Annotated in this window: 12 protein-coding genes; 5 read left to right on the forward strand and 7 right to left on the reverse strand. The window is 35.5% G+C overall.

Going from position 1 to position 13,392, the window contains the following annotated elements; all coding sequences use genetic code 11:
- Nucleotides 1-486 precede the first annotated feature (486 nt).
- Entirely contained in the window at nucleotides 487-1,242 is a 756-nt protein-coding gene (locus ACP5P5_RS04235) for a geranylgeranylglyceryl/heptaprenylglyceryl phosphate synthase (protein ID WP_428284864.1), read from the forward strand.
- A 3-nt stretch (nucleotides 1,243-1,245) separates the two neighbouring features.
- Here the strand turns inward: ACP5P5_RS04235 and ACP5P5_RS04240 are convergent, their stop codons facing one another.
- The 3 genes from ACP5P5_RS04240 to ACP5P5_RS04250 all read right to left on the reverse strand — a co-directional run bounded on the left by ACP5P5_RS04240 (nucleotide 1,246) and on the right by ACP5P5_RS04250 (nucleotide 4,422).
- Nucleotides 1,246-2,541, reverse strand: a complete 1,296-nt coding sequence (locus ACP5P5_RS04240) for a M28 family peptidase (protein WP_428284865.1) — start codon at nucleotides 2,539-2,541, stop codon at nucleotides 1,246-1,248.
- 73 nt (nucleotides 2,542-2,614) lie between these two features.
- Nucleotides 2,615-3,349, reverse strand: coding sequence for a LytR/AlgR family response regulator transcription factor (locus ACP5P5_RS04245; RefSeq protein WP_428284866.1), 735 nt, complete (start codon nucleotides 3,347-3,349; stop codon nucleotides 2,615-2,617).
- 8 nt (nucleotides 3,350-3,357) lie between these two features.
- Nucleotides 3,358-4,422, reverse strand: coding sequence for a sensor histidine kinase (locus ACP5P5_RS04250; RefSeq protein ID WP_428284867.1), 1,065 nt, complete (start codon nucleotides 4,420-4,422; stop codon nucleotides 3,358-3,360).
- A 172-nt stretch (nucleotides 4,423-4,594) separates the two neighbouring features.
- Here ACP5P5_RS04250 and dxs point away from each other — a divergent pair, with 172 nt between their 5' ends.
- Entirely contained in the window at nucleotides 4,595-6,520 is a 1,926-nt protein-coding gene (gene dxs, locus ACP5P5_RS04255; protein WP_428284868.1) for a 1-deoxy-D-xylulose-5-phosphate synthase, read from the forward strand.
- Nucleotides 6,521-6,550: 30 nt separating this feature from the next.
- On the opposite strand, the gene ACP5P5_RS04260 is transcribed toward dxs, so the two are convergent.
- Entirely contained in the window at nucleotides 6,551-6,961 is a 411-nt protein-coding gene (locus tag ACP5P5_RS04260) for a 6-pyruvoyl trahydropterin synthase family protein (protein WP_111293726.1), read from the reverse strand.
- A 69-nt stretch (nucleotides 6,962-7,030) separates the two neighbouring features.
- Nucleotides 7,031-8,293, reverse strand: a complete 1,263-nt coding sequence (locus ACP5P5_RS04265) for an alkaline phosphatase family protein (protein WP_428284869.1) — start codon at nucleotides 8,291-8,293, stop codon at nucleotides 7,031-7,033.
- Nucleotides 8,294-8,360: 67 nt separating this feature from the next.
- On the opposite strand from ACP5P5_RS04265, the gene mqnB reads away from it, so the two are divergent.
- Nucleotides 8,361-9,104: a futalosine hydrolase gene (gene mqnB / locus ACP5P5_RS04270; protein WP_428284870.1), complete on the forward strand. Its 744-nt coding sequence runs from the start codon at nucleotides 8,361-8,363 to the stop codon at nucleotides 9,102-9,104.
- Between the two features lie 22 nt (nucleotides 9,105-9,126).
- On the forward strand, nucleotides 9,127-9,969 hold the full coding sequence (locus tag ACP5P5_RS04275; protein ID WP_428284871.1) for a 1,4-dihydroxy-6-naphthoate synthase: 843 nt from the start codon (nucleotides 9,127-9,129) through the stop codon (nucleotides 9,967-9,969).
- 15 nt (nucleotides 9,970-9,984) lie between these two features.
- On the opposite strand, the gene ACP5P5_RS04280 is transcribed toward ACP5P5_RS04275, so the two are convergent.
- Both ACP5P5_RS04280 and ACP5P5_RS04285 read right to left on the reverse strand, forming a co-directional pair.
- Nucleotides 9,985-11,298, reverse strand: a complete 1,314-nt coding sequence (locus ACP5P5_RS04280; protein WP_428284872.1) for a cryptochrome/photolyase family protein — start codon at nucleotides 11,296-11,298, stop codon at nucleotides 9,985-9,987.
- A 45-nt stretch (nucleotides 11,299-11,343) separates the two neighbouring features.
- Nucleotides 11,344-12,198 (reverse strand): aminotransferase class IV, encoded by an 855-nt coding sequence (locus ACP5P5_RS04285; protein WP_428284873.1) that lies wholly within the window; start codon nucleotides 12,196-12,198, stop codon nucleotides 11,344-11,346.
- Between the two features lie 47 nt (nucleotides 12,199-12,245).
- Between ACP5P5_RS04285 and ACP5P5_RS04290 the strand changes: the two genes are divergently transcribed.
- Nucleotides 12,246-13,343 (forward strand): Nif3-like dinuclear metal center hexameric protein, encoded by a 1,098-nt coding sequence (locus tag ACP5P5_RS04290; RefSeq protein ID WP_428284874.1) that lies wholly within the window; start codon nucleotides 12,246-12,248, stop codon nucleotides 13,341-13,343.
- The last annotated feature ends 49 nt before the right edge of the window (nucleotides 13,344-13,392 follow it).

A 13,392-nucleotide genomic window follows, 5' to 3' on the forward strand; every position in this document is an offset into this window, starting at 1 on the left:
ACTAAAAAACAACATCTTAAATATTAACAGATTGTGGAAAAATGTTGTGGAAAATTTGCTAACCCAAACCCCTATTGCATTTCGAAAAATATTAACACATGTAGATAATATTTTTTGAAAAATTGCTTGCTATTTCGTTGATTTTCGCTATATGTGAAAATGTTTTTTTATATTGATTGCAGGCTTATAGAACCTTTCAAACACAAGTTATTGCTACTGTTCAAGAAAACATTTCTATGACTGTTTTTATGAAAATTAATAAAAAAGCAGCTGAATGCACAATTACTTGGTCTAAAATAAATGCTAATATTTTTTTATTAATTCCAAATTATGGTCAACTATTTGTAGTAAATAATATGAATAAGAAGTATTTTGATAGGAAAACAAAGATTTTCAGCAGTTTATAGCAGATACTTCTTAATTTAAGCTATTAAAACAAAAAATTTTTGCATTTTTGCAATAAGTCAGTCACTTACAATTTTTTGCATGAAGCAATATTTGTACCATCAACTTACGGAAAAAAAGCAGGCAGGGAAAAAGTCATTTGCTGTTTTAATTGATCCTGACAAGGTTAATGAAACCTCTATTGAAGCTTTAGTGCAATTATCTGTACAAGCTAAAGTGGACTATTTTTTTGTAGGTGGTAGCTTGGTTATTTCCAATCATTTAGACGAATGTATTCGGCAAATTAAAAAAGCGTGTAACATACCTATTGTGTTATTTCCCGGTTCCCCATCACAAGTAAGCAGGTATGCCGATGCTTTACTATATCTTTCATTGATATCAGGCCGTAATCCAGAGTTATTAATTGGCCAACATGTTGTGAGTGCTCCTTTTGTTAAAAAAAGTGGATTAGAAATAATGCCCACCGGTTATATGGTTATTGATGGTGGTGCCCCTACCACTGTTTCGTATATTTCCAATGCCACGCCAATTCCCAGCGATAAAAACGACATAGCCATGTGTACTGCTATGGCGGGTGAAATGTTGGGGATGAAGTTAATTTATATGGATGCGGGCAGTGGTGCGAAACGTCCCATAACAGAAGATATGATAAAGTTAGTAGCTCAACATATTGAAGTACCTTTAATTATTGGCGGCGGCATTACTGATGCCGAAAAAGCTTACTTAAATTGCAAGGCAGGTGCCGATATAATTGTTGTAGGTAATGCTATTGAAAAAGATGCATCGCTCATTAAGGAAATAAGCGATGCAATTCATTCCGTTCCCGTAAAAATTTAGTGCTTAACGCAATTGGGTAGTATCCACTCTTGATGGGGTATCTTTTCCATTAACTATACTTTGTGCACTTAAAGCAATAGCTTTAATAATGGCTGTCATGTTTTTTAAGTTTAAAGTGCTCACTTCATCACTAGGTTTGTGATAATTGGGTTCATTATCCATTTTAGAAGTTGAAATAGTATGTGCCGGCACACCTTTTTTAGCTAAAGTTGCATTATCGGAACGATAAAATAAGTTTTGCTCGGTGTAGGGGTCAGGATAAAAATTAAATGGCGTGCCTTTTAAATTTTTTTGCATTATCTCGCCCATATTAGTTTTATCATAACCGGTAATATATGCACTATTGGTGCCCCATTTACTTTCTGTACCTATCATTTCAATATTAAACATAGCCTTTACTTTTTCGGGATTAAATTGTTCAGAAAAATATGCTGAGCCATATTCACCAATTTCTTCAGCAGTAAAAGCAGCAAAAATTAGCGAACGAGCATTATTATGTAATGTTGCATAATATTTCGCTAACAAAATTACAGCGGTTGTTCCTGCTGCATCATCATTCGCACCATTGTAAATTGAATCGCCATTAACCGGTTTGCCTATCCCTAAATGATCATAGTGACCGGAAAAAATAACGTATTCATTAGGCAAAGTTTTACCGGGTAAAATGCCCACAATATTGCTTAATGGCATTTCTTTAAAGCTTTGTTGCGCCTTTATTTCAAAGCTTTGAGGATTTGTTTGTGAAGTAAGAACAAAGATTAAACTGGCAGAATTTTGTAAAAACTGACGCGAAAAATAACTTAATCGTTGAAAGTTTTTAGCAAATGAAGTATCTACAAACACTATTTGATTTTCATGCGATTGCAGTAAAGGTGCAATATGAGAAAAGAAGTCAGTACCTGCAGCAATTGAGGTTAAATGATAACCCGAATGTTCATTGATGGTAAGCTTTTTTTCGGGCGAACGAACAATGCAATTATTTTGGGGAATCTGCATGCCATTAATGCTGGCATTAACAGAAACCTGATCGGGCTTTAACAACATAAAATTTTGCCTGTAACTACCATTGTTGTCGAAGGGTTTCAACCCTGCTTGTTTAAATTCATTAATAATGAAATTGGCAGCTTTTTCAACACCCGGCGTAAAAACTCGCCTTCCCTGCATATCATCTGCAGCTAAAATATTTTCAATGGTGGTTACTTCTTTTTCATTAATTACTTTATCAAGTAACCCTTGAGCATTTGATTCATAAACAAAAAATAAAGCAATGATTAAAAACACATTTTTAGTGTAGCACATAAATTAGGTTTAACATTAAAAAAAATGTGCTGCAAATGCAACACACAAAAAAAGTTGCAGTATATACAACGAGTTATAAACTCATCATTTCCTTAAACTTAACGGTTTGTCTGCGGCTCACTTCTACTTTTTCGCCTCCTTTTAAGTCAATAAGCAGACCGCCGTTAAAGTAAGGTTCAATTTTTTCAATCCAACGAAGATTGATGATATGCTTACGATTGGCTCTAAAAAACATTTTATCATCCAACCGATCTTCTAATGCATTTAGTGATTTTAGAATTAATGGCTTGTTATTGCCAAAATATACTTTAGCGTAGTTACCAACACTTTCAAATAATCTTATTTCGCCCAATTTTACAAACCAACAACGCTCGCCATCTTTTACAAAAACCTGATCGTTTTCAGTAAGTGGTCCACGATTAGGCTGCCCGTTTAAACCTAATTTTTCTTTAAATAATTCATCTTGCAACTTAGCTACTGAATCAGCAAGACGTTTGGGTTCAATAGGTTTTAATAAATAATCCAATGCATTTACTTCAAATGCTTTAATGGCATATTCATCATAAGCAGTAGTAAAAATTACTTTTGGTGTTTTTTCAATTTGTTCTAATAAATCAAAACCGGTTTTGCCGGGCATTTGAATGTCAAGGAAAATTAATTCGGGTTGATACATTTCAATTTTTTCAATCCCTTCATCTACATTGGCAGCTTCTTCAATTACTTCAATATCGTTGTGGTTTTGCAATAATTTTTTTAGCTCATTTCTGGCTAATCGTTCATCATCAATAATAATAGCTTTGATAGGCATATTTTATTCTATTTAAAAATATTTTTTTCAACTTGAACCGGGAGCCTTACTTTGGCTTGTACAGTATGTTCATCAATTGCTTTCAACTCAAATTTAGCATCTTTGCCGTATAATAAATTTAAACGGGTTTGCGTACTGGTAATTCCAAAGCCTTCCGGATTGTTTTCCATTTTTAAAGTTCCTGAATTTTGCACAATTAATTCGTGATAATTTTCATTGAAGTCAGAAACAATTTTAATAGTACCTCCATTCATTTGCTGGCCAATACCGTGTTTAATAGCATTTTCAACCAATGTTTGCAACATCATTGGCGGAATAGGTTGGTCTAAAGTATCCTCATCTATATCATATTCTACTTGTAATCTTTCCTCAAAACGAATATGTTCAAGTGCTAAATAATCTTTTACAATATTCAATTCCCTTTCAAAAGGCGCTAACTCCAATTTTTCAGAATGCATACTACTGCGCAAAATATTGCTTAACTCAGTAATAGCCGTTCTGGCACGTTGCGGATTTTCATCAACCAAAGCCCTAATACTATTCAAAGCATTAAAAATAAAATGTGGATTAATATGCGATTTAATAGTTTTTAATTCTAATTCCTTCACTAGGCTTTGCAAGCGAATTTTATCTAATTCATCTCTACGGCCTTTTTGGATATAATGATATGTGAAATAAATAAAGTTCCAAATTATGTAAAATAGTGAGGTAGTTAATAATGCCCTTACTACCCTATTTATATAGCTAAACTGCTTTAACTGAGGTAATTCCCAGTTAAAAAAGTTAATAATGGATACAAACACCAATGAGTCGATGAATGCAAACACCAATGCAGTAAGTAGCAAAAGGGAAATTTGTTTTTGCAAATCAAGTCTCATTATATTAAAACCCTTAATAACGGTACGCATTATATGGGTAATAATCAAGCCTAAAATAGCATCGGTAAATAAACTTTGGAAAAAATAGGGTTGCGGTTTAGAACGTATAGCAAAATAAAAAAAAGTCCAAACTAATGTGTAGGATCCCCAGCCCAAAATCTGGCACCACCAGTATGTTGATATTTTGTTTCTCATGCAGTATGAAAATAGGGCGAAATTATTTGCCGAATATAAGTATTTTGATTAAAGGCAAAATTTCAGTGATTTTTGGTTAAAGCAGCTTTTTCAGAAACTGAACCAAACCAATTTTGCCGTGTTTATTTAAGTTGGCTTGAATTTATTATTTTTACATTTTAATTTTTTTCAAATGAATATACAGCCCGGCGAATTATTGAAATCGATTGATTCACCAAACGACTTAAAGAAATTAAGCCGCACTCAACTACATCAGGTTTGCGATGAACTAAGGCAATACATTATTGATGTGGTGAGTGTTTATGGTGGGCATTTTGCTGCTAGCCTGGGCGTAGTTGAGCTTACCGTTGCACTACATTACGTTTATAATACACCATACGACCAGTTAGTTTGGGATGTAGGCCACCAAGCCTATGGCCATAAAATTTTAACCGGTAGAAGAGACAATTTTATTACCAATCGCAAATACAAAGGGCTTAGCGGTTTCCCCAAAAGATCTGAAAGCGAATATGACACTTTTGGGGTTGGGCACTCTTCTACATCTATTTCTGCAGCATTAGGTATGTCTATTGCAGCAAAATACAAAGGCGAAAACAGAAAAAGTGTTGCCATTATTGGAGATGGTAGTATGACAGCCGGAATGGCTTTTGAAGCCATGAACCATGCAGGTGTTGCTGATAGTGATTTGTTGATTATTTTAAATGACAACTGCATGAGTATTGACCCCAATGTGGGTGCTTTAAAAGAATATTTAACGGATATTACCACTTCGCACACCTACAATAAAATGCGCGACGAAATTTGGAATATTCTGGGAAAATTACCTGCCGGAAAAAATTTTAGTAGAGATATTGCCAGTAAAGTAGAAGCTGGCTTAAAAGGCATGGTAAGTAAAAGCAGCAATTTATTCGAATCATTAAAAATTCGGTATTTCGGGCCTATTGATGGACATAACATTACCAAACTGGTTGATACTTTGAAAGACATGCGGGATATTCCCGGACCTAAGTTATTACATATTATTACGGTTAAAGGAAAGGGCTATGCTTTGGCTGAACAAGATCAAACCAAATGGCATGCACCCGGGCTATTTGATAAGGTTACCGGTGAAATTTATAAAAAACATTACGATACACCTCAACCTCCTAAATATCAAGATGTATTTGGCCATACAATAATAGAATTAGCCGAAAAAAATAAAACCATTATGGGTATAACCCCGGCTATGCCTAGCGGTTCTTCCTTAAAATTTATGATGGAAAAAATGCCCGATCGTGCTTTTGATGTAGGCATTTGCGAACAACATGCCGCCACTTTAAGTGCAGGTTTGGCTACACAAGGTATGCGAGTGTATTGTAACATCTATTCTTCCTTCATGCAAAGGGCTTACGATCAGGTAGTTCATGATATTGCCATTCAAAAATTACCGGTTGTACTTTGTTTAGATCGTGCAGGGTTGGTGGGCGAAGATGGCCCAACACACCATGGATGCTATGATATTCCTTATTTCCGCTGTATTCCCAACATGATTATTAGTGCCCCCATGAATGAACAGGAATTGCGGAACTTGATGTACACGGCACAATTGCCTTCTACCCAAATGCCTTTTGTAATTCGTTATCCACGAGGTGAAGGTGTTATGCCGAATTGGAAAACACCTTTCGAAGAACTTGAAATTGGAAAAGGGAGAAAACTAAAAGATGGTAAAGATTTAGCAATACTCTCTATTGGTCATCCGGGTAATTTTGTTCAAGCTGCCATACGCCAATTAAGAACAGAAGGAATTGATCCTGCTCACTACGATATGCGTTTTGTTAAACCTATTGATGAGGCCTTATTGCACGAAGTATTTAAAAATTATTCCAAAATAATTACGGTTGAGGATGGTGCCATTACCGGCGGCTTTGGTAGTGCTGTTTTAGAATTTATGGCAGAACACCAATACCAGGCATCAGTAGTTCGTTTAGGAATACCAGATAGGTTGGTTGAACATGGCACGCTGAAAGAATTACACAAGGAATGCGGTTATGATGCCGAAGGCATTGCCTCTACAGCCCGTAATTTATTAAGCGAAAAAGTAGCTATTCAATTTGCCTAGAACTAAATAATGGTTGGAATTAAACACGCATTATTCCCCAAAATATTCAACATATATTCTGGCAGTTTCATATAGTTTAATGCAATGAAGTTGAACATTTTCGGGCAAGTGTGGTTGTAATTGCTCCCAAATAGCAATAGCCAAATTTTCCGTGCTGCACATTTTGCCCAGCATAAAATCAACGTCCAGATTTAAGTTCTTATGGTCTAATTTGTCAATTACTTTTGTTTTAATTAATTGACTCAATTTTTTCACATCATATAGAAAACCTGTTTCCGGATCAGGATTCCCTTTAATGGTTACAAATAAATCATAATTATGGCCATGCCAATTTTCGTTAGCACAAACGCCGAAAACTGCCTCATTTTTTTCTTTACTCCAATTGGGATTGTATAATTTATGCGCAGCGTTAAAATGTTCCTGACGGGTTAAATACACCATTCTACACTAATATTTGCCGCAAAGGTAGCATTTGCACCAAATAATTACAAGGGTCTATGAAATTCTCATTTATTTAGCCGATGTTGTATTAGAAGCTGTGTACCAAGTATTTACGCAATTATGTGCACCTTGAATAACCAATTTTAAAACCGCTGTTTGTTCTTTTGGTAAGGGCAATTCAAAGCTTTGTTGTTGATTGGGAACAGTTGCAATTAAAGTGTAATGATCAGTTCCGCCTGTTTTAAATTGATTGGTGGTAGCTGCATAAATTTTTACCGTACCGGAATCTTCTAATGCCTGCCATTGTAGTTGAAGAGAATTGCTTTTTAAAACCACCGAAGGTTTTGCTACCGAAACAGCACCTATTAATGGAACACCATCTAATTCATACTGCAATGAAGTTGGAATACTTACATGCATGAACCGGGCAATAGTAGGATAAATATCTACCACTGCCGGCTCATCTTTATGGGCATAATTATTTAATTTTTTAGTATTTAAAATCATCCAGGTCGTTCTTTCCCGCTCCGATTGCCCACCATGATTACGACCTGTTTGTGCATCACGACCATGGTCAGTAGTAATAACTACTAACCATTTTTCGTTAAAGTTTTTTTCTCTATACTGCACTGCCTGCCATATTTTGTTCATTTGTGCATCAAAATAAGTAAGTGCATTGTGGTAATCTGTACTATTAGTACCATGCATATGTCCCATATCATCCGTATACTCCAAATAAATCCATGAGGCATCAGGGCCATTCTTCTTAATAACGCTATCGGCTTTATGTATTACCATTTCATCAATACGGTGCATGTAGCTGTGTGCAGCATCGTGTGGAAAATGTAAAGTATCTAATTCAAAGCCATCAAAATAAAAATCAGTGGTATAATCACCGGCCTGTGGTAATCCATCACCTAATAATTTGGTTCTGTTATCTAACCAACTGGAAAAAACAGCCACTTTTTTTTGCGGATATTGATCTTTCAGCAAACGAAGTATGTGCTTGTAATGATAGTTGGGATTTTGAACATTATTTGAAAACACATTATGCTTATATGCCCATGTACCGGTTAATAAATTATTATAACCCGGTGCAGAAATAGTTGGCATTTGCGAATAAGTTTGCAGTATTCCGCCGGTAAATGAACGCAAATAAGTGCCCGAATCAATAATTTTCTGCAAGGCAGGTATGTTCATGTTTTCAATCATATCTGCAGGAATACCGTCTGCAATTACAAACAATACTTTGTGTTGAGGTTGCGCATCAGCAGCCCGGAAGCCCCAAAAACAACACATTATGCAGCAAAAAAATACTTTGTATATTTTCATTTCAGCAAATTGAATTGTAAAATTGACGATTTAACTTTTTTGTGCTCATTATTTTATTGTAAACAAAATGAGTACAAGCCATTTACAACAATTAATTTTACAAATTGAATTTTTAAAAACTATAGCTGTAAACAAGGCTAAAACATTAGGTATGAATATTTGGATAATAGCTGCAACTGATTTTGAAATACAGGCCGCCAAAAAGGTTTTATTAAATGAAACTTTTGAAAACTGCAGTGTACATTTTTTAACTACCGGTGTAGGCATGTTATTGTCAGCAGTAAAGCTTACACAATTATGTCTTGAACAAAAGCCCGATTTGCTATTACAAGCAGGTGTTGCAGGCAGTTTTACGAACAATTTTCCACTTAATAGTTTAACCATTGTTGAACAAGAAGCATTCGGCGATTTAGGCGTAGTGGAAGATACAGTTTGGAAAGATTTGTTCGATTTGAAATTACTATCGAAAAATGAAGTTCCATTTAAAGATGGTTTTATTATAAACCAACATATTGCAAAATGGAACGTTACAAATTTGCCGAAAGCTAATGCAGTTACAGTTAATACCATTACAACTGAACCACATCGCATAGATTTACTTCAAAAAAAATATGCTGCACATATTGAAACGATGGAAGGCATGGTATTACATTATGTAGGTGCCTATTTTCAAATTCCCTATTTGCAAATAAGGGCTATTTCCAATTTTGTGGGTGAACGCAATAAACAAAACTGGACCCTACAAGCGGCCATTGAGCAATTAAATAAACATTTGGTGGCATATGTTCATGCAATTCATAAAAACAGATAATTAGTTAATAAAATTGAGCGGTATGAAATACACATTGGGTTTTTCGCCTTGTCCTAATGACACCTTTATTTTCGATGCCTTAGTCAATCATAAAATTGATACAAAGGGAATTGAATTTGAAGTAATGTTGGAGGATGTAGAAACTTTAAACCAATGGGCAATTCAGCAAAAGCTCGACTTTTCAAAAATCAGTTGTGGCGTATTACCCATTGTTACGCAGAATTACCGGCTATTAAAAAGCGGAGGTGCATTGGGCAAAGGTGTAGGCCCTCTGTTAATCAGTTTACCCAACAATCCTACTTTTCAACAGCAACCCGAAATAGCAAGCGTAGCTATTCCGGGTGAAAATACCACAGCACATTTATTGTTTTCATTAGCCTATCCAATGGTGAAAAACAAGAGAATGATGGTGTTTAACGAAATTGAAAATGCCATACTAAATGGCGATGTTGATGCCGGTGTAATAATACACGAAAACCGTTTTACCTACTTACAAAAAGGATTAATGAAACTGAAAGATTTAGGTGAATATTGGGAACAAACTACCAATGCACCCATTCCTTTAGGTGGTATTGTTGCAAAACGTAACATATCCTTACCTATTGTTCAACAAGTTGATGCTTTAATTAAAGAAAGTGTAACATATGCTTACAATAAACACTATAATGTACCCGCAGAATTTGTGCAAGCACATGCACAGGAAATGGACCCGATGGTAATGCGTCAGCACATTGATTTGTATGTAAATGATTATTCAAAAGCATTGGGTGAATCGGGTAAAAAAGCGGTAATGACTTTATTGAATACCTACCGGCAAATGCACAATAGCGCTAACCCATTGCCGAAGGATATATTTGCTGAGTAATACACCAACTAAGCATTAAATTTTATTTTTTAATACTTTACTATACACTTCCAATGCTCTTTTACGGGCAATTTCATGTTGAATGATGGGAGCAGGATAGTCAAAACTATCTAATTCCGGTACCCATTTCCGAACGTATTGTAAGTTTTTATCGAATTTTTCTGTTTGCAGCGCCGGATTAAAAATTCGAAAGTAAGGTGCCGCATCGCAGCCACTACCTGCAGCCCATTGCCATCCGCCGTTGTTGGCTGCATAATCAAAGTCTAACAATTTTTCGGCAAAATAGGCTTCACCCCAGCGCCAATCAATTAATAAATGTTTGGTTAAAAAAGAAGCCACAATCATGCGTACCCTGTTGTGCATAAAGCCGGTAGCATTCAATTCACGCATACCTGCATCAACAATAGGATAACCGGTATTACCCATACACCATTTTTCAAAAGCTGTTTCATCATTTAACCATTCAATTTGGTCATAAATTAACTTAAACGATTTTCCGGCACGCACATGTGGAAAATGATAGAGAATAGCATGATAAAAATCACGCCAAATTAATTCATTCAAAAAAGTATCATTTAATTGTTGTGCTTTAGCAGCTAATTGTCGAATACTAATGGTACCAAAACGCAAATGCAATCCTAACCTTGATGTACCCTGAACAGCCGGAAAGTTTCGTTGTGCATCATAATGCCGAATTAATACTTCATCAAACTTTTGTGGTGGAATTGCCATATTACTTAGCAAAAAACCTAATGATGCTAATGTGGGAATAGTTGTATTATGCAAATGCACAAGTTGTGTTGATTGCAATTTTATGGGATACGATTTTATGTAAAATGAACGCATTAAAGTTTTCCATTTTCTACTGTATGGGGTGAAGACGGTATAAGGTGCGCCATCATCTTTTAACACCTCGCTACCATCAAATATAACATGGTCTTTATAGCTATGGAACCCTGCACCCAGCTGAGTTAAATAATCAGCAATAATTTTATCGCGGTCGTAAGCATATTGTTCATAATCGCTGTTAGTAAATACATTTTTAATGGTGTATTTTTCAGCCAGTTGTTGAAAAGCCTGCAATGGAGTACCATGATGAATGTACATACCACTGTTATACTTTTTAAGATGCACATGCATATCTACTATGGTGTCATAAATAAAATTTACACGTGCATCGTGTTGATTACTAAGCTTATTTAAAATATTTGTATCAAATACAAAGAGTGGTATAACGGGATCTGGTTGACGTAAGGCATGGTATAGTGCTGCATTATCATGCAATCGCAAGTCACGCCTAAACCACATAACGGTAACTTCAGGTTTCATGTTCCAATCAAATTGCTTCCCAAACAAATAATAAGCCTGAATTGTTTACTGATTCCATAGGGGAGCAATAAATTTTTCATACAATAATGGAGCAGTTTGGGTTTTGTAATATACATCATTCACTTCTTTAACCCACTTTATACCAAAAATGGTATTGGTAAAAAAAACTTCAGATGCATTTAATATATCATCCGGCGAAATGGTAGTTTCTTCAACTGGAATGTTTTCCTCTCTTAAACACTTTAATAAATATTTACGCATAATTCCCCCCACACAACCTTCGGTAAGTGCAGGAGTTTTTATTACACCATTTTGAACAATAAACACATTCGCAATTGTAGTATCGGCAACATTGCCTTGTGCATTTAACACCAAAGCATCATTTAGCTTATTTTCTTTAGCCCAATAGGCAGCCATGGCATAACACAAATAATTGTTGCTTTTTATATGTGAAAATGCATCATTTATTTTTCGGGCATCGGTATGTATACCCACTACCAGCCCATTTTCGTTTAGCCGGTTATTGGCACTGTTTAAATCCCATGTTTGAATAACATAATTGGGAAAATCGTTTTCGGGATCATACAATCCACCATCACCACGAGCAATAGTGATACGTACACGGGCTGCTTTTTTATGATGATTTTTCTTGGCCACTTCCAAAACCTGCTCTTGAAAAGAATCGGTAATAAAATAGTTGGGGCGGTTAAAATGCAGTTGCTGTAATGAAACAAATAATCTTTCTAAATGCATGGTATGCAAACAAATTTTACCATTTAGCATTTTTAAGGTTTCAAAACACCCATCGCCATAACGGAAGGAACGATTGCTGACAGAAATTACCGACTTTTCATTTTTATACAATTTGCCGTTGTAATTGAAGTAACCATCAGGTTGCATAGCTGAAAATTAATTAGTTTTATTTTGCAGTTATATTTTTACAGTATATGAAAATAGGAGAAATTACTCAAACTTTAAGCAATTTTGCACCAACAGCTTATCAAGAAAGTTATGATAATATTGGCCTGCTAATTGGTGATGAGAACAATACTTGTTCAGGCATCATTTGTACACTCGATGTTACAGAAGCCGTTGTAAAAGAAGCATTAGAAAAAAATTGCAACTTAATTGTAGCACACCACCCCATTATTTTTAAAGGGCTGAAACGACTAAATGGATATTCTGATGCCGAAAAAGCCATTATCTTAGCCATTCAGCACAATATTGCTATTTATGCCATACACACCAATTTAGATAATGTATTATATGGGGTAAATAGTAAACTGGCACAAAAACTAGGTTTATTACATACACAAGTACTATTGCCCAAACCGAATACGCTTTGTAAATTATACACTTTTGTACCCGTGGCTTATTCCGAAAAAGTAAGAAATGCCCTTTTTGAAGCCGGAGCCGGAAAAATTGGTGGTTATAGCGATTGTAGTTTTTCAGTATCAGGAAACGGAACATTTACAGCAGGGGAAGGCACCAATCCTTTTGTTGGCAAAATTTTGGAAAGACATTTAGAAAAAGAGGAAAAAGTAGAAGTAATTTTTCCTGCGGTTCTTCAAAATGCTATCATTAAAGCGTTAATAAATGCCCACCCTTATGAAGAAGCAGCCTATGATATTATAGCACTTCAAAACGAGTTTCCCCAAGTAGGCAGTGGCATTATTGGGCATTTACCCGAACCTAAAGAAGCCGCCAAGTTTCTTTCAGCATTAAAAGCCTTAGTTGGGGTTGCGGTTATAAAACACTCCCCCATTTTGGAAAAACCTGTTCAAAAAATAGCCATTTGTGGCGGAGCCGGTAGTTTTTTAATAAACCAAGCCATTCATGCGGGGGCCGATATTTTTATAACCGCCGATTTGAAATACCATGAATTTTTTGAGGCGAACAATCATTTAATTTTGGCCGATATTGGTCATTGGGAAAGTGAGCAATTTACGATTGATTTATTGGCAGAGGTTTTACAAACCAAATTCCCTACCTTTGCCGTCCTTAAAAGTACGGTAAGTACTAACCCGGTTCATTACTTTTTATAAAAATGCTACTGATGCCAAACCAACCGAACGATGAACGGATTGCGACGCA

Origin of the sequence: Hydrotalea sp. (assembly GCF_049968455.1) — a bacterium.
Lineage (GTDB): Bacteria > Bacteroidota > Bacteroidia > Chitinophagales > Chitinophagaceae > Hydrotalea.